The organism is Pseudomonas sp. NPDC086251 (genome assembly GCF_044746405.1).
In the GTDB taxonomy this organism is placed as follows: domain Bacteria; phylum Pseudomonadota; class Gammaproteobacteria; order Pseudomonadales; family Pseudomonadaceae; genus Aquipseudomonas.
On sequence record NZ_JBIVBY010000008.1, the window covers coordinates 21,120 to 45,367 of the forward strand.

26 protein-coding genes are annotated in these 24,248 nt (G+C 60.2%); 16 read left to right on the forward strand and 10 right to left on the reverse strand.

Going from position 1 to position 24,248, the window contains the following annotated elements; all coding sequences use genetic code 11:
• Positions 1–62: 62 nt before the first annotated feature.
• From lptB to ACIPL2_RS11605, 5 genes are read right to left on the reverse strand one after another with little or no spacing between them, the layout of a single operon-like run.
• Positions 63–788: an LPS export ABC transporter ATP-binding protein gene (gene lptB, locus ACIPL2_RS11585; protein WP_045061453.1), complete on the reverse strand. Its 726-nt coding sequence runs from the start codon at positions 786–788 to the stop codon at positions 63–65.
• Positions 788–1,336, reverse strand: coding sequence for a lipopolysaccharide transport periplasmic protein LptA (gene lptA, locus ACIPL2_RS11590; protein ID WP_401356202.1), 549 nt, complete (start codon positions 1,334–1,336; stop codon positions 788–790). Before lptA ends, lptB begins: the two co-directional genes overlap by 1 nt.
• The gene (lptC, locus tag ACIPL2_RS11595) at positions 1,323–1,895 is read right to left on the reverse strand and encodes an LPS export ABC transporter periplasmic protein LptC (RefSeq protein WP_401356205.1); all 573 of its coding nucleotides are present in this window, start codon (positions 1,893–1,895) and stop codon (positions 1,323–1,325) included. Before lptC ends, lptA begins: the two co-directional genes overlap by 14 nt.
• Before the next feature lie 7 nt (positions 1,896–1,902).
• The gene (locus ACIPL2_RS11600) at positions 1,903–2,427 is read right to left on the reverse strand and encodes an HAD family hydrolase (RefSeq protein ID WP_059403255.1); all 525 of its coding nucleotides are present in this window, start codon (positions 2,425–2,427) and stop codon (positions 1,903–1,905) included.
• Entirely contained in the window at positions 2,427–3,401 is a 975-nt protein-coding gene (locus ACIPL2_RS11605; protein ID WP_401356207.1) for a KpsF/GutQ family sugar-phosphate isomerase, read from the reverse strand. Before ACIPL2_RS11605 ends, ACIPL2_RS11600 begins: the two co-directional genes overlap by 1 nt.
• A 272-nt stretch (positions 3,402–3,673) precedes the next feature.
• On the opposite strand from ACIPL2_RS11605, the gene ACIPL2_RS11610 reads away from it, so the two are divergent.
• The 10 genes from ACIPL2_RS11610 to hisC all read left to right on the forward strand — a co-directional run bounded on the left by ACIPL2_RS11610 (position 3,674) and on the right by hisC (position 11,628).
• Positions 3,674–4,483, forward strand: a complete 810-nt coding sequence (locus tag ACIPL2_RS11610) for an ATP-binding cassette domain-containing protein (RefSeq protein ID WP_059403257.1) — start codon at positions 3,674–3,676, stop codon at positions 4,481–4,483.
• Positions 4,483–5,280 (forward strand): lipid asymmetry maintenance ABC transporter permease subunit MlaE, encoded by a 798-nt coding sequence (mlaE, locus tag ACIPL2_RS11615; protein WP_059403258.1) that lies wholly within the window; start codon positions 4,483–4,485, stop codon positions 5,278–5,280. Before ACIPL2_RS11610 ends, mlaE begins: the two co-directional genes overlap by 1 nt.
• Positions 5,280–5,747: an outer membrane lipid asymmetry maintenance protein MlaD gene (gene mlaD / locus ACIPL2_RS11620; RefSeq protein WP_401356211.1), complete on the forward strand. Its 468-nt coding sequence runs from the start codon at positions 5,280–5,282 to the stop codon at positions 5,745–5,747. The genes mlaE and mlaD overlap by 1 nt, the downstream gene beginning before the upstream one ends.
• Before the next feature lie 11 nt (positions 5,748–5,758).
• A complete protein-coding gene (locus ACIPL2_RS11625) occupies positions 5,759–6,415 on the forward strand; it encodes a phospholipid-binding protein MlaC (protein ID WP_401356214.1) in 657 nt (218 codons plus the stop codon).
• Complete coding sequence (locus ACIPL2_RS11630) at positions 6,412–6,717, forward strand: lipid asymmetry maintenance protein MlaB (protein ID WP_401356216.1); 306 nt, start codon at positions 6,412–6,414, stop codon at positions 6,715–6,717. Before ACIPL2_RS11625 ends, ACIPL2_RS11630 begins: the two co-directional genes overlap by 4 nt.
• 114 nt (positions 6,718–6,831) lie before the next feature.
• Positions 6,832–7,071 (forward strand): BolA family protein, encoded by a 240-nt coding sequence (locus ACIPL2_RS11635; protein WP_007912386.1) that lies wholly within the window; start codon positions 6,832–6,834, stop codon positions 7,069–7,071.
• Positions 7,072–7,093: 22 nt separating this feature from the next.
• Positions 7,094–8,359, forward strand: a complete 1,266-nt coding sequence (gene murA, locus ACIPL2_RS11640; protein ID WP_059403262.1) for a UDP-N-acetylglucosamine 1-carboxyvinyltransferase — start codon at positions 7,094–7,096, stop codon at positions 8,357–8,359.
• A gap of 126 nt (positions 8,360–8,485) precedes the next feature.
• Positions 8,486–9,121 (forward strand): ATP phosphoribosyltransferase, encoded by a 636-nt coding sequence (gene hisG / locus ACIPL2_RS11645; protein ID WP_007901570.1) that lies wholly within the window; start codon positions 8,486–8,488, stop codon positions 9,119–9,121.
• Between the two features lie 126 nt (positions 9,122–9,247).
• On the forward strand, positions 9,248–10,573 hold the full coding sequence (gene hisD / locus ACIPL2_RS11650; protein WP_401356218.1) for a histidinol dehydrogenase: 1,326 nt from the start codon (positions 9,248–9,250) through the stop codon (positions 10,571–10,573).
• Positions 10,574–10,575: 2 nt separating this feature from the next.
• Positions 10,576–11,628, forward strand: coding sequence for a histidinol-phosphate transaminase (gene hisC / locus ACIPL2_RS11655; RefSeq protein WP_401356221.1), 1,053 nt, complete (start codon positions 10,576–10,578; stop codon positions 11,626–11,628).
• A gap of 174 nt (positions 11,629–11,802) precedes the next feature.
• Here hisC and algW read toward each other — a convergent pair whose 3' ends face one another.
• Positions 11,803–12,963, reverse strand: coding sequence for a Do family serine endopeptidase AlgW (algW, locus tag ACIPL2_RS11660; RefSeq protein ID WP_059403265.1), 1,161 nt, complete (start codon positions 12,961–12,963; stop codon positions 11,803–11,805).
• 102 nt (positions 12,964–13,065) lie between these two features.
• On the opposite strand from algW, the gene ACIPL2_RS11665 reads away from it, so the two are divergent.
• The 3 genes from ACIPL2_RS11665 to cysN all read left to right on the forward strand — a co-directional run bounded on the left by ACIPL2_RS11665 (position 13,066) and on the right by cysN (position 16,946).
• Positions 13,066–13,824 carry a Nif3-like dinuclear metal center hexameric protein gene (locus tag ACIPL2_RS11665; RefSeq protein WP_059403266.1) on the forward strand — a complete coding sequence of 253 codons (759 nt, stop codon included), beginning with the start codon at positions 13,066–13,068 and terminating at the stop codon, positions 13,822–13,824.
• A 296-nt stretch (positions 13,825–14,120) separates the two neighbouring features.
• A complete protein-coding gene (gene cysD, locus ACIPL2_RS11670) occupies positions 14,121–15,038 on the forward strand; it encodes a sulfate adenylyltransferase subunit CysD (RefSeq protein ID WP_059403267.1) in 918 nt (305 codons plus the stop codon).
• 9 nt (positions 15,039–15,047) lie between these two features.
• On the forward strand, positions 15,048–16,946 hold the full coding sequence (cysN, locus tag ACIPL2_RS11675) for a sulfate adenylyltransferase subunit CysN (RefSeq protein WP_401356225.1): 1,899 nt from the start codon (positions 15,048–15,050) through the stop codon (positions 16,944–16,946).
• 185 nt (positions 16,947–17,131) lie between these two features.
• Here the strand turns inward: cysN and ACIPL2_RS11680 are convergent, their stop codons facing one another.
• From ACIPL2_RS11680 to ACIPL2_RS11690, 3 genes are read right to left on the reverse strand one after another with little or no spacing between them, the layout of a single operon-like run.
• Positions 17,132–18,034: an acyltransferase gene (locus ACIPL2_RS11680; protein ID WP_401356227.1), complete on the reverse strand. Its 903-nt coding sequence runs from the start codon at positions 18,032–18,034 to the stop codon at positions 17,132–17,134.
• Positions 18,035–20,134, reverse strand: a complete 2,100-nt coding sequence (gene pta, locus ACIPL2_RS11685; RefSeq protein WP_401356229.1) for a phosphate acetyltransferase — start codon at positions 20,132–20,134, stop codon at positions 18,035–18,037.
• Between the two features lie 59 nt (positions 20,135–20,193).
• Complete coding sequence (locus ACIPL2_RS11690) at positions 20,194–20,520, reverse strand: DUF3565 domain-containing protein (RefSeq protein ID WP_401356231.1); 327 nt, start codon at positions 20,518–20,520, stop codon at positions 20,194–20,196.
• Here ACIPL2_RS11690 and ACIPL2_RS11695 point away from each other — a divergent pair.
• The 3 genes from ACIPL2_RS11695 (at position 20,489) to ACIPL2_RS11705 (ending at position 22,890) form a co-directional block, all read left to right on the forward strand.
• Entirely contained in the window at positions 20,489–20,974 is a 486-nt protein-coding gene (locus ACIPL2_RS11695; protein WP_007901600.1) for a peptidylprolyl isomerase, read from the forward strand. The genes ACIPL2_RS11690 and ACIPL2_RS11695 overlap by 32 nt on opposite strands.
• 124 nt (positions 20,975–21,098) lie before the next feature.
• The gene (locus ACIPL2_RS11700; RefSeq protein ID WP_401356233.1) at positions 21,099–21,581 is read left to right on the forward strand and encodes a glutathione peroxidase; all 483 of its coding nucleotides are present in this window, start codon (positions 21,099–21,101) and stop codon (positions 21,579–21,581) included.
• 205 nt (positions 21,582–21,786) lie between these two features.
• Positions 21,787–22,890 carry an NADH:flavin oxidoreductase gene (locus ACIPL2_RS11705; RefSeq protein ID WP_401356236.1) on the forward strand — a complete coding sequence of 368 codons (1,104 nt, stop codon included), beginning with the start codon at positions 21,787–21,789 and terminating at the stop codon, positions 22,888–22,890.
• Between the two features lie 126 nt (positions 22,891–23,016).
• On the opposite strand, the gene ACIPL2_RS11710 is transcribed toward ACIPL2_RS11705, so the two are convergent.
• Positions 23,017–24,216 (reverse strand): glycosyltransferase family 4 protein, encoded by a 1,200-nt coding sequence (locus ACIPL2_RS11710; RefSeq protein WP_401356238.1) that lies wholly within the window; start codon positions 24,214–24,216, stop codon positions 23,017–23,019.
• Between the last annotated feature and the right edge of the window lie 32 nt (positions 24,217–24,248).

Here is a 24,248-nt window from a genome sequence, read left to right on the forward strand (position 1 = left end):
TAAAAAATTGTTGATTTTTTATCGAGACAAGCGCTCGGCCGACTAGCCAGGCACCTTGGCGCTTACAGGCGGAACTCATGGCCCAGGTACACTTCCTTGACCAGGTCGTTGGCCAGGATGGTGGCAGAGTCACCTTCGGCGATCAGCTGGCCATCGTTGACGATGTAGGCGGTTTCGCAGATATCCAGGGTTTCACGGACGTTGTGGTCGGTGATCAGCACGCCAATGCCCTTGGCCTTGAGGTGATGGATGATCTGCTTGATGTCGCCCACCGAAATCGGGTCCACGCCGGCGAAGGGTTCGTCGAGGAGGATGAATTTCGGGTTGGTGGCCAGTGCGCGGGCGATTTCCACGCGGCGGCGTTCGCCACCGGACAGGCTCATGCCGAGGTTGTCGCGGATGTGGCTGATGTGGAATTCCTGCAGCAGGCTTTCCAGCTCCTTGCGACGACCGGCCTTGTCGAGTTCTTTGCGGGTCTCGAGGATGGCCATGATGTTATCGGCGACCGAGAGTTTGCGGAAGATCGACGCTTCTTGCGGAAGATAGCCGATACCGGCCTTCGCACGGCCGTGCATCGGCTGGTGGCTGACGTCCAGATCGTCGATCAGCACGCGACCCTGATCGGCCTGTACCAGGCCGACAATCATATAGAAACAGGTGGTTTTGCCGGCGCCGTTCGGGCCAAGCAGACCGACGATCTGACCGCTGTCGATGGACAGGCTGACGTCACGCACGACCTGGCGGCTCTTGTAGCTCTTGGCCAAGTGCTGAGCTTTCAGAGTTGCCATTACTGGGCCTTTTGCTCGTCGGTTTTCTTCTTCGGCTGAATCACCATGTCGATGCGTGGACGCGACTCGGTGACCTTGTTGCCTGTAGCGCGACCGGCGCTCGCAAGCTTTTTAACCGTGTCGTAGACGATTTTCTCGCCTTGGGTGACGTTGTTGTCCTTGTCGATCACTTTGGCGCGATCGATCAGGACGACGCGGTTTTGCGAGGCGTGGTACTGGATAGTCACCCCGTAACCCTGGACAGGCTTGGTGTCGCCTGCAGCTTGCAGCTGCTCGAAGTAGGCGAGGTTGCCGACCGAGGTCACGACGTCGATGTCGCCGGTCGGCGTACGAGTGATGGTCACGGTGTTGCCCTTAACAATCATCGAGCCCTGGGTGATGATCACATCACCTTTGTAAGTGGCAACGCCATTCTTGTCGTCCAGCTGGGCGTCGTCGGCCTGAATGCGGATTGGCTGGTCTTGATCGTTCGGCAGAGCCCAGGCGCTCACGCTTCCCAGTGCTGCGCCCAGACTGAGCAAAATAGGGAGGGTTTTAACGAGCCTCATACTGTCCTCTTACGTTCGATAGCAGGTGTATCCTGCTTTCTTTCAAGTACGCTTTCATGCCGTTGCCTGTCGATACACCGCCAGCGCCGTCGATTCTAACGGGTTGATCGGTCTGCGCATATTGCTGCTGCGGGAACACAGTCATACGGGTGGTGGTAATCAGGGTCTTGCGGTTTTTCTCGTCGAAACGCGTGATGCGTACCGAGTCGATCAGTTCGACTTGAGTACCGTCCGGATTGACTTCGCCGCGTTCACTCTGGACGTGCCAGGGGAATGCGGTGCCGCGAAACATGTTCAGGTCCGGATTGGTCAGCAACGTCACTTCGGTCGCTTTCAGGTGTTCGACCTTGTCGGACGTCATATCGTATTGCAGCCCGCCGTCGGGCAAGTACTGCACGCTGTGGGCGTTGATGGCGTAATAGTCGATCGCGGTTTCATCGACCTTGGCCACAGGCTTGTCGAGGAAGCGTTCGGGGCTGATGTTCCAGTAGCCGACCGCCGCGAATATCGCTGCGATGCAACCGAACACCAGGATGTTGCGAAACTTTTTGCTCAGCATAGTTGGCTCACAGGTACGCAGCGTTGGCCGCATCGAGGCGGCCCTGGGCGCGCAGGATCAATTCGCAGAATTCGCGAGCGGCACCCTCGCCACCGCGGGCCTGGGTGATGCCGTGGGCGTGTTCACGCACGAAGCTGGCGGCATTGGCCACCGCCATGCCCAGGCCCACACGGCGAATCACCGGCAGGTCCGGCAGGTCGTCGCCGAGATAAGCCACTTCTTCATAGCTTAGGTTGAGCTGGGCAAGAAGCCCGTCGAGTACCACCAATTTGTCTTCGCGCCCCTGGAACAGGTGTGGAATGCCGAGGTTCTTTGCGCGTCGTTCCACGACCGGGGTCTTGCGACCGCTGATGATAGCGGTCTGCACGCCGGCTGCCATCAACATCTTGATGCCCTGGCCGTCGAGGGTGTTGAACGTCTTGAATTCGCTGCCGTCTTCGAGGAAGTACAGGCGTCCGTCGGTCAGCACGCCATCGACGTCGAAAACCGCCAGTTTGATGTGCTTGCCGCGTTGCAGCAGATCGGTGCTCATTACATGACTCCTGCGCGCAGCAGATCGGACAGGTTGAAGGCGCCGATCGGACGGTCCTCCTTGTCCACCACCACCAGCGCGTTGATTCGGTGGTCTTCCATGATTTTCAGTGCTTCGGCCGCCAGCATGTCGGGGCGCGCCGTCTTGCCGTGAAGGGTCATGACCTCGTCAATGGTTGTGTGATGGATATCGACGGGGCGGTCCAGCGTGCGACGCAAATCGCCGTCGGTGAAGATCCCGGCGAGTTTGCCATCGGCTTCGAGGATTGCCGTCATGCCCAAACCTTTGCGGGTCATTTCCATCAGCGCGTCCTTGAGCAGGGTGCCGCGCGGGACTTGCGGCAGCTCTTTTCCGGCGTGCATGACGTTTTCCACTTTCAGCAGCAGGCGTCGGCCCAGTGCGCCACCCGGGTGGGAAAAGGCGAAATCTTCGGCGGTAAAGCCGCGGGCTTCCAGTAACGCAACGGCCAGGGCGTCGCCCATGACCAGGGCGGCGGTGGTCGACGAGGTCGGAGCCAGGTTCAGCGGGCAGGCTTCGTGCTCGACGTGAACGTTCAGGTTCACCTCGGCGGCCTTGGCCAGCGGTGAATCGGGGTTGCCGGTCACGCTGATCAGTTGAATGCCCAGGCGCTTGATCAGCGGCAGCAGGGTGACGATTTCATTGGTGGAGCCCGAATTCGACAGCGCCAGGATGATGTCGTCGCGGGTGATCATGCCCATATCGCCGTGGCTGGCTTCGGCCGGGTGCACGAAAAAGGCCGTGGTGCCGGTGCTGGCCAGGGTGGCGGCGATCTTGTTGCCGATGTGCCCTGACTTGCCCATGCCGACCACGACTACGCGGCCCTTGCTGGCCAGAATCATCTCGCAAGCGCGTACGAAATCTGCGTCGATACGGGGCAGCAAGCCTTTGACGGCTTCCACTTCGAGGCGGATGGTGCGTTGTGCTGATTGAATCAGGTCGCTGGATTGGCTCATGTTAGAAATCGTATAGCCTGAAAAGGCGGCGATTATAACGGTAATGATCGAAACCCTCACGCAAGTTCGTCGTGCATTGTCATTCGCTGTTACTTAATCCTTCTAAATGAAGCGTTTTACCTGTCATGTTGCTGAATATGGCCCGGCTTGGGCCTTTGGCGCTTGGCCTGCGCAGTGATATAGTTCGCCGCCAGTTCGGCCTGCCCGGGAGGTATGTGCTTTCGCCAGAAAGTCAGGCGTCCGAGTGAGAGGCTGCATCGCAAGGAGTTTAGATGAGTGCCGATAAAGCCTACGCGGTCGAGCTGAAGGGACTGACCTTCAAGCGCGGCGCGCGCAGCATTTTCAATAACGTCGATATCCGTATCCCGCGCGGCAAGGTCACCGGCATCATGGGGCCTTCCGGGTGTGGCAAGACCACGCTGTTGCGGCTGATGGGTGCACAGTTGCGGCCCACCAAGGGCGAAGTCTGGGTCAACGGCCAGAATCTGCCGAAATTGTCTCGCAGCGATCTGTTCGATGCGCGCAAGCACATGGGCGTGCTGTTTCAGAGCGGCGCGCTGTTTACCGACCTCGATGTGTTCGAGAACGTCGCCTTTCCGCTGCGCGTTCATACCGAGCTGCCGGAAGAAATGATCCGGGACATCGTCCTGCTCAAATTGCAGGCCGTAGGCTTGCGTGGCGCCATCGACCTGATGCCTGACGAGTTGTCCGGCGGCATGAAGCGCCGGGTCGCGCTGGCCCGGGCGATTGCACTCGATCCGCAGATCCTCATGTATGACGAGCCCTTTGTCGGCCAGGACCCGATCGCCATGGGCGTGCTGGTGCGCCTGATCCGCCTGCTCAACGATGCGCTGGGCATCACCAGTATCGTGGTCTCCCACGATTTGGCCGAGACCGCGAGCATCGCCGACTACATCTATGTCGTCGGCGAAGGCCAGGTGTTGGGGCAGGGCACGCCCGAGGAGCTGATGAACTCGCAGGAGCCACGCATCCGTCAATTCATGACAGGCGAGCCTGACGGTCCGGTCGCATACCACTTTCCAGCGACGGATTACCGCGCAGATCTTCTGGGGAAGCGTTGATGCGCAAGATTTCACTGATAGAACGCGTTCGCCGCTTCGGTCACTCCGGCATTGATGTGCTGGGGGTGTTCGGCCGTTCGGCGATCTTCCTGTTTCATGCCTTGCTCGGCCGTGGTGGCATCGGCGGCGGGTTTGGCCTGCTGGTCAAGCAACTGCACTCGGTAGGCGTGATGTCCCTGGTGATCATTGTGGTCTCCGGGGTGTTCATCGGCATGGTGCTGGCGCTGCAAGGGTTCAACATCCTGTCCAGCTACGGTTCGGAGCAGGCGGTCGGGCAGATGGTTGCGCTGACCCTGCTGCGTGAACTGGGCCCGGTGGTCACGGCCTTGCTGTTCGCCGGGCGTGCGGGTTCGGCCCTGACCGCTGAAATCGGCAACATGAAATCGACCGAGCAGTTGTCCAGCCTGGAAATGATTGGTGTCGACCCGCTCAAGTACATCATTGCCCCGCGCCTGTGGGCCGGCTTCATTTCCCTGCCGGTGCTGGCGATGATTTTCAGCGTGGTGGGCATCTGGGGCGGTTCGTGGGTGGCCGTCGACTGGCTGGGTGTCTATGAAGGTTCCTACTGGTCGAACATGCAAAACAGCGTGACGTTTACCGACGATGTGCTCAACGGCATCATCAAAAGCGTTGTTTTCGCCTTTGTCGTGACCTGGATCGCCGTATTCCAAGGCTATGACTGCGAGCCCACTTCCGAGGGGATCAGTCGTGCCACTACCAAGACCGTGGTGTATGCCTCTTTGGCTGTACTCGGCCTGGACTTTATTCTGACCGCCTTGATGTTTGGAGATTTCTGATGCAAAACCGCACCCTGGAAATCGGTGTCGGCCTTTTCTTGCTCGCTGGCATCCTGGCTTTGCTGTTGCTGGCGTTGCGGGTAAGTGGCCTGTCCCCGAGCGCGACCACCGATACGTATAAACTTTATGCCTACTTCGACAATATCGCCGGTTTGACGGTCAGAGCTAAAGTGACCATGGCCGGTGTGACCATCGGCAAGGTCACGGCGATCGATCTGGACCGCGACAGTTTCACCGGTCGAGTGACCATGCAGCTGGAGAAGAGCGTCGATAATCTGCCGAATGACTCCACTGCATCTATCCTGACCGCTGGCCTGTTGGGCGAGAAGTACATCGGTATCAGCGTGGGCGGCGAAGAAGCGTTGCTCAAGGATGGTTCGACCATCCACGACACCCAGTCGTCGCTGGTGCTCGAGGACCTGATCGGTAAATTCCTGCTCAATACCGTTAGTAAAGACGCCAAATGAGGAGCTTTTAAATGATCTCTACCTTGCGACGTGGCCTGTTGGTATTACTCGCGGCCCTGCCGTTGATGGCTAACGCCGTGGCGGCGCCTTCCGCGCATGATCTGGTACAAGACACCACGACCCGGATGCTGGCCGATCTGGCGGCCAATAAAGAAAAGTACAAACAGGATCCGAAAGATTTTTATACGGCGCTGGATACGATCGTTGGGCCCGTTGTGGATGCCGAGGGCATTTCCAAGAGCATCATGACGGTCAAGTACTCGCGCAAAGCCACGCCTGAGCAAATGAAGACCTTTCAGGAAAACTTCAAGAAGGGCCTGTTCCAGTTTTATGGCAACGCCTTGCTCGAGTACAACAACCAGGGCATCACCGTTGATCCTGCCAAGGATGAGTCGGGCGACCGTACAAGCGTTGGCATGACGGTCAAAGGCAGCAGCGGCGCGATCTATCCGGTGTCCTACACACTGGAAAAGATCAATGGCGAGTGGAAGCTGCGTAACGTCATCATCAACGGCATCAACATCGGCAAGCTGTTCCGCGATCAGTTCGCTGATGCGATGCAGCGCAATGGCAACGACCTGGACAAGACCATCAACAATTGGGCCGGGGAAGTCGCCAAAGCCAAGGAAGCCACCGAGAAGCAACCGCCTGCGAAGCAAGCCCAATGAGTGTGTCGGCCATTCGCATGAGCGATGCCGGCGAGCTGATGCTCAGCGGGATGCTGGATTACCGCACCGGCCCGGGCCTGCGCAAGCAAGGCCAGGCGCTGATCAATTCCAGCAAGGCCGCTACGCTGGTGGTCGATTGCACGGCGGTGTTGAAGTCCAGCAGCGTCGGCTTGTCGCTGTTGCTGTGCTTCATGCGTGATGCAGAGGCGGCCGGCAAGGCGTGGAGCATCCGTGGGATGCCAGAAGACATGCGTGAAATTGCTCAGGTCAGCGAGCTGACCGAGCTGTTGGCGCATCCCTAACCCGCATCTATAAAGAAGCCCCCCGTCAGAGTCCTGCTTCCCGGGGTTCGCAGGCGCGGGGCTTTTTTGTATGATGTCCGACCCGCGCGCACAGGGCGCCGATTGAGGTTGAGCATGCAGGCCGTAGAAGTGAAGAGCTTCCTTGAAGGAAAGCTGCCCGGAACGCTGGTAGAAGTTGAGGGCGAAGGCTGCAACTTTCAGCTGAACGTGATTAGCGATGAACTGGCGGCGTTGAGCCCGGTGAAGCGTCAGCAGCAGATCTATGCCCATTTGAACCCATGGATCACCGATGGCAGCATCCATGCGGTCACTATGAAATTTTTCAGCAGCGCGGCCTGGGCCGAGCGCACCTGAGCCCAAGGGCGTCGAGATTCTTATGGATAAATTGATTATTACCGGTGGCGTTCGTCTTGATGGCGAAATCCGCATCTCCGGGGCAAAGAACTCTGCCTTGCCGATCCTGGCAGCAACGCTGCTGTGCGACGGCCCGGTTACCGTTGCCAACCTGCCGCACCTGCACGACATCACCACCATGATCGAGCTGTTCGGTCGCATGGGCATCGAGCCGGTGATCGACGAGAAACTCAGCGTCGAAATCGACCCGCGCACCATCAAGACCCTGATCGCTCCGTACGAACTGGTTAAAACCATGCGTGCGTCGATCCTGGTGCTGGGCCCGATGGTTGCCCGTTTCGGTGAAGCTGAAGTCGCACTGCCTGGCGGTTGCGCCATCGGTTCGCGTCCGGTTGACCTGCACATCCGTGGTCTCGAAGCCATGGGCGCGGTCATCGACGTCGAAGGCGGCTACATCAAGGCCAAGGCGCCTGAAGGCGGTTTGCGCGGCGCGCACTTCTTCTTCGACACCGTCAGCGTGACCGGTACCGAAAACATCATGATGGCAGCCGCTCTGGCCAAGGGCCGCAGCGTCCTGGCCAACGCCGCTCGCGAACCTGAAGTCATCGACCTGGCGAACTTCCTGATCGCCATGGGCGCGAAGATCACTGGCGCCGGCACCGACACCATCACCATCGATGGCGTCGAGCGTCTGCACCCGGCCACTTACAAAGTCATGCCTGACCGTATCGAAACCGGCACCTATCTGGTGGCGGCGGCGGTCACGGGCGGCCGCGTGAAGGTCAAGGACACCGATCCGACCATTCTCGAAGCCGTTCTGGAAAAACTGCGTGAAGCCGGTGCCGAAATCACCTGCGGCGAAGACTGGATCGAGCTGAACATGCACGGCAAGCGGCCTAAAGCCGTCAACGTGCGGACCGCTCCGTACCCGGCGTTCCCGACCGACATGCAAGCGCAGTTCATCTCCCTCAACGCCATTGCCGAAGGCACAGGCGCAGTGATCGAGACGATCTTCGAAAACCGCTTCATGCACGTGTACGAACTGCACCGCATGGGCGCCAAGATCCAGGTCGAAGGCAATACCGCCATCGTTACTGGTACCGAAAAGCTCAAGGGCGCGCCAGTCATGGCCACCGACCTGCGTGCTTCGGCCAGCCTGGTGATCTCGGCGCTGATCGCCGAAGGCGACACCCTGATCGACCGCATCTACCACATCGACCGTGGTTACGAGTGCATCGAAGAGAAACTGCAGATGCTCGGCGCCAAGATTCGCCGCGTACCGGGCTAGTTTCTGCTGTATGGGCGCAAGGACGCGCCCGATGATTTGTTGAAGTCGAGCCGGTTACCGGCTCGATGTGTGTCCGGCGCCATTTGCGACCGGGCATGAGTACCTTGATAAGGACTGACGTTTCCCATGTTGACCATCGCACTGTCCAAGGGCCGCATCCTTGACGACACCCTGCCGCTTCTGGCTGAAGCGGGCATCGTGCCGACCGAGAATCCGGACAAGAGCCGCAAGCTGATCATCCCCACGACCCAGGCCGATGTACGCCTGCTGATCGTGCGCGCCACCGATGTGCCGACTTACGTCGAGCATGGTGCCGCGGACCTGGGCGTCGCCGGTAAAGATGTGCTGATGGAATATGGCGGCCAGGGCCTGTACGAGCCTTTGGACCTGAGAATTGCCCTCTGCAAGCTGATGACCGCTGGCCGTGTCGGCGATGTCGAGCCCAAGGGCCGCTTGCGGGTGGCGACCAAGTTCGTCAACGTTGCCAAGCGCTACTACGCCGAACAGGGCCGGCAGGTCGACATCATCAAGCTCTACGGCTCGATGGAGCTGGCGCCGCTGATCGGTCTTGCCGACAAGATCATCGACGTGGTCGACACCGGCAACACCCTGCGCGCCAATGGCCTGGAACCCCAGGATTTCATTGCCGACATCAGCTCCCGGCTGATCGTCAACAAAGCTTCGATGAAAATGCAGCACGCCCGTATCCAGGCGTTGATCGACACCCTGCGCAAGGCAGTGGAGTCTCGACACCGCGGCTGACTCACCCGCGCGGCCATAAACCGCGCCCGTCTATCCGCCTCATAGCCAGAATTCTCAGGTGCCCAAGCGGAAACGACTGCTAATTTAGGGCGCCTGAGTTTTTGCCAATTCTATGAGGCTCTCGCTATGACCGCACCGACTGCAATTCGCCGACTCAACGCTGCTGACCCGGATTTCGCGCACCATCTGGATCATCTGCTGAGCTGGGAAAGTGTGTCTGACGACTCGGTCAATCAGCGGGTGCTGGACATCATCAAGGCTGTGCGCGAGCGTGGCGATGCGGCGCTGGTGGAATTCACCCGGCAGTTCGACGGCCTGGACGTTGCGTCCATGGCGGACCTGATCCTGCCGCGCGAACGCCTGGAACTGGCGCTCACGCGCATTACCGTGCCGCAGCGCGAAGCCCTGGAAGTTGCCGCGACCCGCGTGCGCAGCTACCACGAAAAACAGAAACAGGATTCCTGGAGCTACACCGAAGCCGACGGCACCGTGCTGGGCCAGAAGGTCACGCCGCTGGACCGCGCCGGTCTGTATGTACCGGGCGGCAAGGCGTCGTACCCGTCCTCGGTGCTGATGAACGCGATTCCGGCCAAGGTCGCGGGCGTGAACGAAGTGGTCATGGTCGTACCGACCCCGCGCGGTGAAATCAACGAGCTGGTATTGGCTGCGGCCTGCATCGCCGGCGTCGACCGCGTGTTCACCATCGGCGGCGCGCAAGCGGTCGCCGCGCTGGCCTACGGCACCGAAAGCGTGCCGAAGGTCGACAAGGTGGTCGGCCCGGGCAACATCTATGTCGCCACTGCCAAGCGCCACGTGTTTGGTCAGGTCGGCATCGACATGATTGCCGGCCCATCGGAAATCCTCGTGGTCTGCGACGGCAAAACCGATCCGGACTGGATCGCCATGGACCTGTTTTCCCAGGCCGAACACGACGAAGACGCCCAGGCGATTCTGGTCAGCCCGGACGCCGAGTTCCTCGACCAGGTGGCGGCCAGCATCGCCAAGCTGCTGCCGACCATGGAACGCGCCGAGATCATCCAGACTTCGATCAATGGTCGCGGTGCGCTGATCAAGGTTCGCGACATGGAACAAGCCATCGAAGTGGCCAACCGCATCGCGCCGGAGCACCTGGAGTTGTCGGTGGCCGATCCGCAAGCCTGGCTGCCGCAGATCCGCCACGCCGGTGCGATCTTCATGGGCCGTCACACTTCCGAAGCCCTGGGCGACTACTGCGCAGGTCCGAACCACGTGTTGCCGACGTCGGGCACCGCGCGGTTCTCCTCGCCGCTGGGCGTGTATGACTTCCAGAAACGCTCGTCGATCATCTTCTGCTCCGAGCAGGGTGCGTCCGAACTGGGCAAGACCGCTTCCGTGCTGGCCCGTGGCGAGTCGCTGACCGCCCACGCCCGCAGCGCCGAATACCGCATCGTCGACGATCAAGAGGGAAACTGAACATGAGTAAATTCTGGAGCCCGTTCGTCAAGGATCTGGTGCCTTACGTGCCGGGCGAGCAGCCGAAACTGGCGAAACTGGTGAAGCTCAACACCAACGAAAACCCGTACGGCCCATCGCCCAAGGCGTTGGCGGCGATGCAAACCGAACTGAACGACAACCTGCGCCTGTACCCGGACCCGAACAGTGACGTGCTCAAGCAAGCCGTGGCCAAGTACTACGGCGTGCAGGGCAATCAGGTGTTCCTCGGCAACGGTTCCGATGAAGTCCTGGCGCACATCTTCCACGGTCTGCTGCAACACGATAAGCCACTGCTGTTCCCGGACATCAGCTACAGCTTCTACCCGGTGTACTGCGGTTTGTACGGCATCAAGTTCGACGCGGTGCCGCTGGACGAGCAGTTCCAGATCGACCCGACGGATTACGCCAAGCCGAACGGCGGGATCATTTTCCCGAACCCGAACGCACCGACCGGTTGCCTGTTGGCACTGGACGCGGTCGAGCAAATCCTCAAGGCCAGCCCGGATTCGGTGGTGGTCGTGGATGAGGCGTACATCGACTTCGGCGGCGAAACGGCGATCACGCTGGTGGACCGCTATCCGAATCTGCTAGTCACTCAGACACTGTCCAAGTCGCGCTCGCTGGCCGGTTTGCGGGTAGGGCTGGCGGTGGGGCATCCAGACTTGATCGAAGCGCTGGAGCGGATCAAGAACAGCTTCAACTCCTACCCGCTGGATCGCCTGGCGATTGTCGGGGCGGCGGCGGCGTTCGAGGATCGCGAGTACTTCGACAAGACATGCCGATTGGTGATCGAGCACCGTGACAAGGTAGTCGGGCAGTTGCAGGCGAAGGGGTTTGAAGTGTTGCCGTCGGCGGCGAACTTCATTTTCGCCCGGCACCCGCAACACGATGCGGCTGGCCTGGCGGCGAAGTTGCGTGAACAAGGGGTGATCGTTCGGCACTTCAAACAGGAGCGGATTGCCCAGTTCCTGCGGATCTCCATTGGCACGCCAGAGCAGAATCAAGCCCTGATCGACGGCCTCGACCACCTCTAAACCACGCTGCCCCTGTCTGATCGTTCTTATGCCCTGCGTGGGAACGATCAAACCACGCCGCCGCCCCCTGTAGGAGCGAGGCTTGCCCGCGAAGAACGATGACTCGGTGCATCAGGTACACCGCGTCATCGTTCTTCGCGGGCAAGCCTCGCTCCTACAGGGGGCGGCGGCGGTTTACTCTTCTTCTTTCTCTTTGACCGGTGCCGGTGGCGGACGCAAGCCGATTTCTGCGGTGAGCTTGAGTTCCTTGCCGTTGCGCATCACCTGAATCGTGACCTTGTCGGTCGGTTTGATCCGCGCCACCTGGTTCATCGAACGGCGACCATCGCCAGCCGGTTCGCCGTCGATGCTGAGGATCACGTCACCCAACTGCAAGCCGGCCTTCTGCGCCGGACCGTCACGGAAAATCCCCGCGACCACAATCCCCGGACGCCCCGACAGACCAAACGACTCCGCCAGTTCCTGGCTCAGCGGCTGCACTTCAATGCCCAGCCAGCCACGAATCACCTGGCCGTGCTCGATGATCGACTTCATCACTTCCATGGCTAGCTTGACCGGGATCGCGAAACCGATGCCCTGCGAGCCGCCAGACTTGGAGAAAATCGCCGTGTTGATCCCGGTCAGGTTACCGTTGGCGTCCACCAGCGCACCACCGGAGTTGCCGGGGTTGATCGCCGCGTCGGTCTGGATGAAGTCTTCGTAGTTGTTCAGGCCCAACTGATTGCGCCCGGTGGCGCTGATGATGCCCATGGTCACGGTCTGGCCGACGCCGAAGGGGTTGCCGATGGCCAGGGCCACGTCGCCGATGCGGATGTTGTCGGAGCGGCCAACGGTGATCGCCGGAAGATTCTTCAAGTCGATCTTAAGAACCGCGAGGTCGGTCTCCGGGTCGCTGCCGATCACGCGGGCCAGGGTTTCGCGGCCGTCCTTGAGGGCGACGACGATCTGGTCGGCGCCGCTGGTCACGTGGTTGTTGGTCAGCAGGTAGCCTTCCGGGCTCATGATCACACCGGAGCCGAGGCTTGATTCCATGCGTTTCTGCTTGGGCGAGTTGTCGCCGAAGAAGCGGCGGAACTGCGGGTCTTCGAACAGCGGATGATTCGGTTTGTTCACCACTTTGGTGGTGTACAGGTTGACCACCGACGGCGCGGCTGTCGTCACCGCGTCGGCATAGGACACTGGGCCCTGCTGCATGGTGGTGGTTTGCGGCGCTTGCTGCATGTTGACGTCGAGGCTTGGGAGCCCGACCCACTGCGGGTAACGCTGGATGATCAACAGAGCGATAAGCACGCCGGCCAACAGCGGCCAGCCGGAAAAACGCAGCGCCTTGAGCATTAAGCACGTCCTGAGAGGTTGCAGGCGGTATGAGACCGCCCATAATGTCGCGCATTATACGAGGCCGCGCGCGCCTCTGAACGGGATATTTAGGAGTCTTTTATGGCCGTCGCCCTGAGCACCCTGGTCGAAGAAGCCGACCGTTACCTCAACAGTGCCAAGATTGCCGATTACTGCCCCAACGGCTTGCAGGTTGAAGGCCGGCCGCAGGTGATGCGCATCGTCAGTGGCGTCACCGCCAGCCAGGCCTTGCTCGACGCCGCCGTGGAAGCCAACGCCGATCTGGTGTTGGTGCATCACGGTTACTTCTGGAAAGGCGAGAACCCGTGCATCACCGGCATGAAGCAGCGTCGCCTGAAAACGTTGCTCAAGCACGATATCAGCCTGCTGTCCTATCACCTGCCGCTGGATCTGCACCCGGACGTCGGTAACAACGTGCAACTGGCGCGTCAGTTGGACATCACCGTGGAAGGTCCGCTTGACCCGGATAACCTCAAGGTCGTTGGCCTGGTCGGTTCATTGAACGAACCGGTGACACCACGGGATTTCGCCCGCCGCGTACAGGAAGTCATGGGCCGCGAGCCGTTGCTGATCGAAGGCAGCGAGATGATCCGCCGGGTCGGCTGGTGCACCGGTGGTGGCCAGGGTTACATCGACCAGGCGGTTTTGGCCGGCGTCGATCTGTACCTCAGTGGTGAAGCCTCGGAGCAAACCTTCCACAGCGCCCGGGAAAACGACATCAGCTTCATCGCCGCCGGTCATCACGCCACCGAGCGCTATGGCGTGCAAGCGCTGGGCGATTACCTGGCGCGACGCTTCGCCCTCGAGCACATCTTCATCGATTGCCCAAACCCGATCTGAATCAATCCACACCCGCGGGGACCGGTGTCATTCGCAAAATGTGCGGTGAACACCGATCAAGTGTGGGAGCGGGCTTGCTCGCGAAAGCGGTGTGTCAGTCGACATCAATGTTGAATGTAAGTCCGCATTCGCGAGCAAGCCCGCTCCCACAAGGGTCAGCAGTGCCCAAACGAGGGGGTATATTCATATACCCTTTCGATCTAGCCCACGTCCTGATCATTAGAGGTCGCTGTGCTAGGATTCCCCGCTCGAACACGGCCCGCTGGCCGTCCATAAGATCGTTTTCGTGAGTAGCCATGGTCGACAAACTGACGCATCTGAAACAGCTGGAGGCCGAAAGCATCCACATCATCCGCGAGGTCGCCGCCGAGTTCGATAACCCGGTGATGCTGTACTCCGTCGGTAAAGACTCCGCCGTGATGCTGCACCTTGCGCGCAAGGCATTCTTCCCGGGCAAGCTGCCGTTCCCGGTGATGCACGTCGACACCCGGTGGAAGTTCAAGGAAATGTACGCGTTCCGCGACCGCATGGTCGAAGAACTGGGCCTGGACCTGATTGTGCACGTCAACCCCGAGGGCGTTGCGCAGGGTATCAACCCGCTCACCCACGGTAGCGCCAAGCACACCGACATCATGAAAACCGAAGGCCTCAAGCAGGCCCTCGACAAGCATGGTTTCGACGCCGCTTTCGGCGGTGCCCGTCGCGACGAAGAGAAGTCCCGTGCCAAAGAGCGCGTGTACTCCTTCCGCGACACCAAGCACCGCTGGGACCCGAAAAACCAGCGTCCGGAGTTGTGGAACGTCTACAACGGCAAGGTCAACAAGGGCGAGTCCATTCGTGTGTTCCCGTTGTCGAACTGGACCGAGCTGGACATCTGGCAGTACATCTACCTCGAAGGCATCCCGATCGTGCCGCTGTATTTCGCCGCCGAGCGCGACGTCATCGAGATGAATGGCACCTGGATCATGATCGACGACGAACGCCTGCTCAATCACCTGAGCGACGAAGACAAGGCGCGCATCGTCAAGAAGAAGGTCCGTTTCCGTACGCTCGGCGATTACCCGCTGACCGGTGCGGTCGAGTCCGAGGCCACCAGCCTGACCGACATCATTCAGGAAATGCTCCTGACGCGAACTTCCGAACGCCAGGGCCGGGTCATCGATCACGATGGCGCAGGCTCGATGGAAGAAAAGAAACGTCAGGGTTATTTCTAAGGGGTTGTCATGTCGCACGTATCTGATTTGATCAGCGAGGACATCCTCGCCTACCTGGGCCAGCACGAACGCAAGGAAATGCTGCGCTTCCTGACCTGTGGCAACGTCGACGACGGCAAGAGCACCCTGATCGGGCGCCTGCTGCACGACTCCAAAATGATCTACGAAGATCACCTGGAAGCCATTACCCGCGACTCGAAAAAAGTCGGCACCACCGGTGATGACATCGACCTGGCATTGCTGGTCGACGGCCTGCAGGCCGAGCGGGAGCAGGGCATCACCATCGATGTCGCCTACCGTTATTTCTCCACCGCCAAGCGCAAATTCATCATCGCCGACACCCCTGGCCATGAGCAGTACACCCGCAACATGGCCACCGGTGCCTCCACCTGTGACCTGGCGATCATCCTGGTCGACGCCCGTTACGGCGTGCAGACCCAGACCCGTCGCCACAGCTTCATCGCCTCGTTGCTCGGCATCAAGCACATTGTTGTCGCCATCAACAAGATGGACCTCAACGGCTTCGACGAAACCGTCTTCGAATCGATCAAGGCCGATTACCTGAAGTTCGCCGAAGGCATCGCCTTCAAGCCGACCACCATGGCGTTCGTGCCGATGTCCGCCCTGAAGGGCGACAACGTGGTGAACAAGTCCGAGCGTTCGCCGTGGTACACCGGCCAATCGCTGATGGAGATTCTCGAGACCGTCGAAATCGCCAGCGACCGCAACTACACCGACCTGCGTTTCCCGGTGCAGTACGTCAACCGTCCGAACCTGAACTTCCGTGGGTTCGCCGGCACCCTGGCCAGCGGCGTCGTGCACAAGGGCGACGAAGTCGTTGTGCTGCCGTCGGGCAAGAGCAGCCGCGTGAAATCCATCGTCACCTTCGAAGGTGAACTGGAACACGCAGGTCCGGGTCAGGCGGTAACGCTGACCATGGAAGACGAAATCGACATCTCTCGCGGCGACTTGCTGGTGCACGCCGACAACCTGCCGCAAGTGACTGACGCCTTCGACGCCATGCTGGTGTGGATGGCTGAAGAACCGATGCTGCCGGGCAAGAAATACGACATCAAGCGCGCCACGACTTATGTGCCGGGTTCGATCACCAGCATCGTCAACCGCGTTGACGTGAACACCCTGGAAGAAGGCGCGGCCAGTTCGTTGAACCTGAACGAGATCGGTCGCGTCAAGATCAGCCTCGACGCGGCCATCGCGCTGGACGGTTACGCAAGCAACCGCACTACCGGTTCGTTCATCGTCATTGACCGTTTGACCAATGGCACCGTTGCCGCCGGCATGATCATCGCTCAGCCGTCGAGCCATGGCACCAGCACGCACCACGGCAAACTGGCACACGTTGCCACCGAGGAACGCGCCCAGCGCTTCGGCCAGCAACCGGCCACCGTGTTGTTCAGCGGTTTGTCGGGCGCCGGTAAAAGCACCCTGGCCTACGCGGTTGAACGCAAGCTGTTCGACATGGGCCGTGCGGTGTTCGTACTCGATGGCCAGAACCTGCGTCACGACCTGAACAAAGGTCTGCCACAGGATCGCGCCGGGCGTACCGAGAACTGGCGTCGTGCGGCGCACGTTGCGCGTCAGTTCAACGAAGCCGGTTTGTTGACGCTGGCGGCCTTCGTGGCACCGAGTGCCGAAGGTCGTGAGCAGGCTCGGGAGCTGATCGGCAAGGAACGTCTGTTGACGGTCTATGTCCAGGCCTCGCCGACAGTCTGCGCCGAGCGTGATCCACAAGGCCTGTACGCGGCGGCCGGGGATAACATCCCAGGCGATTCCTTCCCGTACGACGTGCCGCTGGACGCCGACCTCGTGGTCGACACCCAGTCGCTGTCGCTGGAAGAAAGCGTCAAGCAAGTGCTGGATCTGCTGCGCAAGCGTGGCGCGATCTAAGCGTTAGCCGTTAATAAAAAACCCGCCGATGAGTGATCATCGGCGGGTTTTTTTGTGTCTGGGAGGACGCCTTCGCGAGCAAGCCCGCTCCCACATTTAATCTCTGGCGTTCGCAAAATCTGTGTTCACTGAAGATCTAATGTGGGAGCGGGCTTGCTCGCGAAGAGGCCGGTACTGACACCCGACTACTTAGCGGGATACTCCCGATGCATCTGCCCCAGCAACGCATCCTTGTCTTCCCACAACTGATTGATCCAGCCCTGAAACTGCAAGCGGTACTCGCCATCCTGGTCGTAATTCTTGCCAATGAACTGCGGCGGAATCTTCAGTTCCTGAAAATGCACCACCACGTCCGCAACGTTGCCACAGAGCAAATCCCAATACCCCGGACGCCCGCCCGGGTAGTGAATGGTCACGTTGACGATCGATTCCAGCTGCTCGCCCATCGCATCCAGCACAAACGCAATGCCGCCGGCCTTGGGTTTCAACAAGTAGCGCAACGGTGATTTCTGCTGGGCATGTTTGCCCTCGGTAAAGCGCGTGCCTTCGACGAAGTTGAAAATCCCCACCGGGTTATTGCGGAACTTGTCGCAGGTCTTGCGGGTGGTTTCCAGGTCTTTGCCTTTCTTCTCCGGGTGTTTTTCCAGATACGCCTTGGAGTAGCGTTTCATGAACGGAAAGCCCAGGGTCCACCAGGCCAGACCAATCACCGGCACCCAGATCAGCTCTTGCTTGAGAAAGAACTTCAGCGGCTGGATACGCCGGTTGAGCACGTATTGCAGCACCATGATGTCGACCCAGCTCTGATGGTTGCTGGTGATCAGGTACGAGTGCTGGTAGTCCAGCCCTTCAAGGCCGCTGAGGTGCCAGCGGGTGCGGCAGACCAGGTTCATCCAGGCCTTGTTGTTGCTGATCCAGGCTTCATGGGTGTGGCTCATCAACCAACGCGTGAAACGTTGGGTGAGGGCGAAGGGCAACACTTTGAAGATCGCCACGCAGAACAGAAACGAGCACAGCAAAATCGTGTTCAGTGCCAACAGCAACGAGGCAATCACGCCTCGCAGCGGTGCAGGGAGGGACGCCAGCATTTAAAGATCCAAAGGTCGGTTGGCAGCTTGAATCGCGGTCAACGCGATGGTGTAGACGATGTCGTCGACTTGCGCGCCGCGCGGCAAATCGTTCACCGGTTTGCGCAGGCCTTGCAGCATCGGCCCGAGGCTGACGCAGTCGGCGCTGCGTTGCACGGCTTTGTGGGTGGTGTTGCCGGTGTTCAGGTCGGGGAACACGAACACCGTGGCGCGACCGGCCACCTGACTGTTCGGCGCCAGTTGCCGCGCCACGGTTTCGTTGGCGGCGGCGTCGTACTGCAACGGGCCGTCGATCAGCAGCGAGTGCTGTTGTTCGTGGGCGAGCAGCGTCGCTTCGCGCACTTTCTCGACCTCTTCGCCGCTGGCCGATTCACCGCTGGAGTAGCTGATCATCGCCACGCGTGGGGTGATGCCGAACGCGGCTGCCGAATCCGCGCTTTGCAGGGCAATTTCGGCCAGTTCGCTGGCGCTCGGGTGCGGGTTCATTACGCAGTCGCCGTAGACCAGCACTTCCTCCGGAAACAGCATGAAGAACACCGACGACACCAGCGTGCAGCCCGGCGCCGTTTTAATCAGCTGCAAAGCCGGGCGGATGGTGTTGGCGGTGGAGTGAATGACGCCGGACACCAGGCCGTCGACTTCATCCAGCGCCAGCATCATGGTGCCGATCACCACGGTGTCTTCCAGTTGCTGCTCGGCCATCGGCGCGTTGAGGCTTTTGCTCTTGCGCAGCGCCACCATCGGCTCGACATAACGTTCGCGGATCAGGTCCGGATCGAGAATTTCCAGTCCTGGCGGCAACTCGATATCGTGGGCACGAGCAACGGCTTCGACGTCTTCCGGTTTCGCCAGCAACACGCAGCGGGCAATCCCGCGCGCCTGGCAGATCGCCGCCGCTTGTACGGTCAGCGGCTCGCTGCCTTCGGGCAGGACGATGCGCTTGTTCGCAGCCTGGGCGCGCTGGATCAATTGATAGCGGAACACCGCCGGCGACAGGCGCATTTCCCGTGGGGTGCCGCAGCGCTGGTGCAGCCAGTTGGCGTCGAGGTGGCTGGCGACGAAATCGGTGATGATCTCCGCGCGCTCACGGTCGTCGATCGGGATTTCCTTGTTCAGGCCGTTCAGCTGGTTGGCGGTGTCGTAGGAACCGGTGCTCACCGACAACACCGGCAAGCCCGCCTGCAACGCGCCACGGCACAGGTCCATGATGCGCGGGTCGGGCAGGGTGTCGCTGGTCAGCAACAGGCCGGCCAACGGCACGCCGTTCATGGCGGCGAGGCTGACGGCGAGGATGATGTCGTCGCGATCGCCAGGGGTCACCACCAGCACGCCGGGCTTGAGCAACTCCACGGTGTTGCGCATGGTCCGGGCGCAGATAATGATTTTGGTCATGCGCCGGGTTTCGTAATCACCCGCGTTGAGGATTTGCGCGCCCATCAGGTCGGCTACGTCGCGGGTGCGCGGCGCGTTCAGTTCTGGCTGGAACGGAATGCAACCCAACAGGCGAAAATCGCCGCTGCGCAGTAACGGCGAATGCTCTTTCAGGCGTGCGGCGAAGGCGTCCATGCTCTCGTCGGTCTTGACCTTGTTGAGAATCACGCCGAGCACTTTCGGGTCTTTCGGCCCGCCGAACAATTGCGCCTGCAATTCCACGCGGCCCGAGAGTTCGGTCAGCACTTCGTTTTCCGGTGCCGACACCAGAATCACATCGGCGTCGAGGCTCTTGGCCAAATGCAAGTTGACCCGCGCGGCGTAACTGGCGCTGCGGGTCGGGACCATGCCCTCGACGATCAGCACGTCCTTGCCGATCGCGGCTTGCTGATAGAGGGTGATGATTTCTTCCAGCAGCTCATCCAGCTGACCGTCGCCGAGCATGCGCTCGACATGCGCCAGGCCCAGCGGCTGGGGCGGTTTCAGACCGTGGGTGCGCGCCACCAGCTCGGTGGAGCGTTCAGGCCCGGTATCACCCGGATGGGGTTGGGCAATCGGTTTGAAAAAGCCGACTTTGAGGCCGGCCCGCTCAAGGGTACGTACCAGCCCGAGGCTGATGGAGGTCAGACCCACACCAAAATCGGTGGGTGCGATAAAAAAAGTTTGCATGCGAATTCTCTGGAGGTGCATGGCAGTGGCGATAGCCTATATCTGGCTATCTGCCGAAATCAGTCGCCAAGGTTATCGCTAACCATGCCTTGTGCGCACCAACCGCAATCAAAGGGCTGACCTATTTTTTCATTGCGCAGCAACGGCTCCATCACCCAGGCCCGGGATTGCCAGGGCGGCTGGTGTCGCAGGTGCTGTGTGTGGCCGCAGGAAAGCTCGGCCACCCAGTGGCCGTCCTCGTCTTGATGGAAGCCTGTGATCGTCGCACCCCGTCTGTCCGGGTTGTGTTCGCTTTCGGACGATTGCTTCGCTAAACTTGGACATTCTTCATTCTTATGCAAAAGGTCTCGCCCCATGCTGATCGCCGCCAATAAGGCTGTCTCCATCGACTATACCCTGACCAACGACGCTGGTGAGGTCATCGACAGCTCCGCCGGCGGCGCGCCGCTGGTCTACCTGCAAGGCGCAGGTAACATCATTCCGGGCCTGGAAAAGGCGCTGGAAGGCAAAGCAGTCGGCGACGAGCTGACCGTAGCCGTTGAACCTGAAGATGCTTACGGCGAATACGCTGCCGAACTGGTCAGCACCCTGAGCCGCAGCATGTTCGAAGGCGTCGACGAACTGGAAGTGGGCATGCAGTTCCACGCTTCCGCGCCGGACGGCCAGATGCAGATCGTCACCATTCGCGATCTGGACGGCGACGATGTCACCGTCGACGGCAACCACCCGTTGGCCGGTCAGCGCCTGAATTTCCAGGTCAAGATCATCGACATCCGTGATGCCAGCCAGGAAGAAATCGCTCATGGTCACGTCCATGGCGAAGGTGGCCATCACCACTGATTTTCTGCGCTAAGCTTCGAGAACTGGAGAGGCGCCCGAGGGGCGCCTTTTTTAGTCCGCGGCTGTCCCTGGCGGCGCCGCCAAGAGGCTGTTTCGAGAAGAACACGGGAATTTGGAGTTCGTCATGAGTGCTTTTCACGACCTTAAATTGACAGCCCTGGATGGTCAGGAGCTACCGCTGGCTCCTTTCAAAGGGCAAGTCGTGCTGGTGGTCAACGTGGCCTCCAAATGTGGTTTGACCCCACAGTACGCAGCGCTGGAAAACCTTCACCAGAAATTCAAGGGGCAGGGTTTCAGCGTGCTGGGCTTGCCGTGCAACCAGTTTGCCGGTCAGGAACCGGGCACCGAGCAAGAGATCCAGGCGTTTTGCGAGCTCAACTATGGCGTGACCTTTCCGTTGTCCAGCAAGCTGGAAGTCAACGGTCATGATCGTCATCAGTTGTACCGTCTGCTGGCGGGCGAGGGCGCCGAGTTCCCGGGTGACATTACCTGGAACTTCGAAAAATTCCTGCTGGGCAAGGATGGGCGTGTACTGGCGCGATTCTCGCCGCGTACGGCGCCGGATGATCCGACGGTCGTTCATGCGATCGAAAAGGCGCTGAGCTAAGAGAAAGATCAACAGATCGCAGCCTCGTTTCACTCGACAGCTCCTACATGAACGCGTGTTTGTGTAGGAGCTGTCGAGTGAAACGAGGCTGCGATCTTTTGTTTCTGTCTTTTGATCCTTAATCACCAAAATCAATAGTGCTGTTCAAGGCGCTTCAGTCTCCATATTATCCCCGTCATAAAGTCATTCCCCGTGGAGCGCCCTCATGCCTGTCAAAGCCTTGTTCAAACCGTTCCACCTCGGCACCCTCGAACTGCCGACTCGCGTCGTCATGGCGCCGATGACCCGCTCGTTTTCGCCGGGTGGCGTACCCAATTCCAAAGTCATCGAATACTACCGTCGTCGCGCGGCTGCGGGCGTTGGCCTGATCATCACCGAAGGCACCACCGTCGGTCACCAGGCCTCCAACGGCTACCCGAACGTCCCGCATTTCTACGGTGAAGCGGCATTGGCGGGCTGGAAGAAAGTGGTCGACGCGGTCCACGCCGAAGGTGGCAAGATCGTTCCGCAACTGTGGCACGTCGGCAGCGTGCGCCGCATCGGCACCGAGCCGGATGCCAGCGTGCCGGGTTACGGCCCGTCGGAAAAATTGAAGGACGGTCAAGTCGTGGTGCACGGCATGACCCAACAGGACATCCAGGACGTGATCGCCGCATTCGCCCAGGCGGCCAAAGATGCCCAGAGCATCGGCATGGACGGCGTGGAAATCCACGGCGCCCACGGCTACCTCGTCGACCAGTTCTTCTGGGAAGGCAGCAACCAGCGCACCGACGAATACGGTGGCGACCTGGCCAACCGTTCGCGTTTCGCCATCGAGTTGATTCAAGCGGTGCGTGCGGCCGTCGGCGAAGGCTTCCCGATCATCTTCCGTTTCTCCCAGTGGAAGCAGCAGGATTACACCGCGCGACTGGTGCAAACCCCGGAGGCATTGGGCGAATTCCTAAAGCCGTTGTCCGACGCCGGCGTGGACATTTTCCACTGCTCGACGCGCCGTTTCTGGGAGCCGGAGTTCGACGGTTCCGAACTGAACCTGGCAGGCTGGACACGCAAACTGACTGGCAAGCCGACGATCACCGTGGGCAGCGTCGGTCTGGATGGCGAGTTCCTGCAGTTCATGGTCAATACCGACAAGATCGCCCAGCCGGCCAGCCTGGAAAAACTGCTGGAGCGCTTGAACAACAATGAGTTCGACCTGGTTGCCGTAGGGCGTGCGTTGTTGGTTGACCCGGATTGGGCGCAGAAAGTGCGTGATGGGCGTGAGGAAGACATTCTGCCGTTCAGCCGTGAGGCGTTGATGACGCTGGTTTAAGCGGCGTCAGGTATGGCCCCTTCGCGAGCAAGCCCGCTCCCACATTTATTGGCATTCTTCAGGCAGAAATCGGTCGAATGTGGGAGCGGGCTTGCTCGCGAAGGCTGACTCAATAACACCGAAACTTCAGGGTACAGTCGGTGCATTCGGCATCACCTGCTCCCCAACACAAGCCCCCCGCAACTGCCCCTCAAACTGCTCGATAATCGCCGCCCAACCCTGCCGGCTCGCATGCTGGCGCGCATTAAGCCGCACGCACCGCAAGGTTTCGTCCTGTTCCAGCAACCACACCGCGGCATCGCAAAACGCTGCTTCATCCCCCGGCATCGCCAGCACGCCGTTGTAACCATGGCGAATATGCTGAGCGGCGGCCGCCTGATCGTACGCCACCACGCCCAGACCCGACGCCAGCGCCTCCAGCACTACATTGCCGAAGGTTTCGGTCAGGCTCGGGAACACAAACATATCCCCCGACGCATAGTGGCTGGCCAAGGCTTCGCCGCGCTGTGAACCGCAGAAAATCGCCTCGGGCAGTTCCTTCTCCAGGAACAGTCGTTGCGGACCGTCGCCGATCACAATCAACTTGATGATTCGCTGTGGATAAGTCGCTTTCAGCGTGTCGAAACAACGCTTGAGCAAGCCTAGATTTTTCTCCTGAGCGAGGCGTCCTACGTGAATCACGGCGATGTCATCGTCCGCCAGGCCCCACTGTTCGCGCAGCGCTTTCAAGCGTTTGCTCGGGTGGAACAACTGGCTGTCGACCCCTCGGGACAGCAACGCCAGGCGTTCGAAATGCCGGCGTTCCAGCTCCAGGCGCTGGCTGACACTCGGCACCAGGGTCAGGGTTGAGCGATTGTGAAACCAGCGCAGGTAATGGGTCAGCAACCGCGCGAGCAACCCGAGCCCGTACTGGCTGGAGTACTGCTGGAAATTGGTGTGAAAGCCGCTGACCACCGAGATGCCCAAGCGCCGAGCCGCGCGTAATGCCGACAAGCCCAAAGGGCCTTCGGTGGCGATGTACAGCACGTCAGGGCGATGGCGTTTCCAGCGCCGCAGCAGCTTGTGCATCGACGAATGGCCCCATTGCAAACCGGGATAACCCGGCAGCGGCCAGCCCCGGCACAGCAGCAGTTCATCGTCGCTGCCCATCTGCTGGTCGCAACCCTGACGAGGCCGTACCAGCTCCACCTGATGCCCGCGCGCGCGCAATCCATCGCACAAGCGGCCGAGGGTATTGGCCACGCCGTTGATTTCGGGAGGGAAGGTTTCGGTGATCAGGGTGATATGCAGAGCTGTCGTCATGACCCCAGTGTCGACCGGGGCCATGTCGTCGTTGTGACGATAGGATGATGGATTTG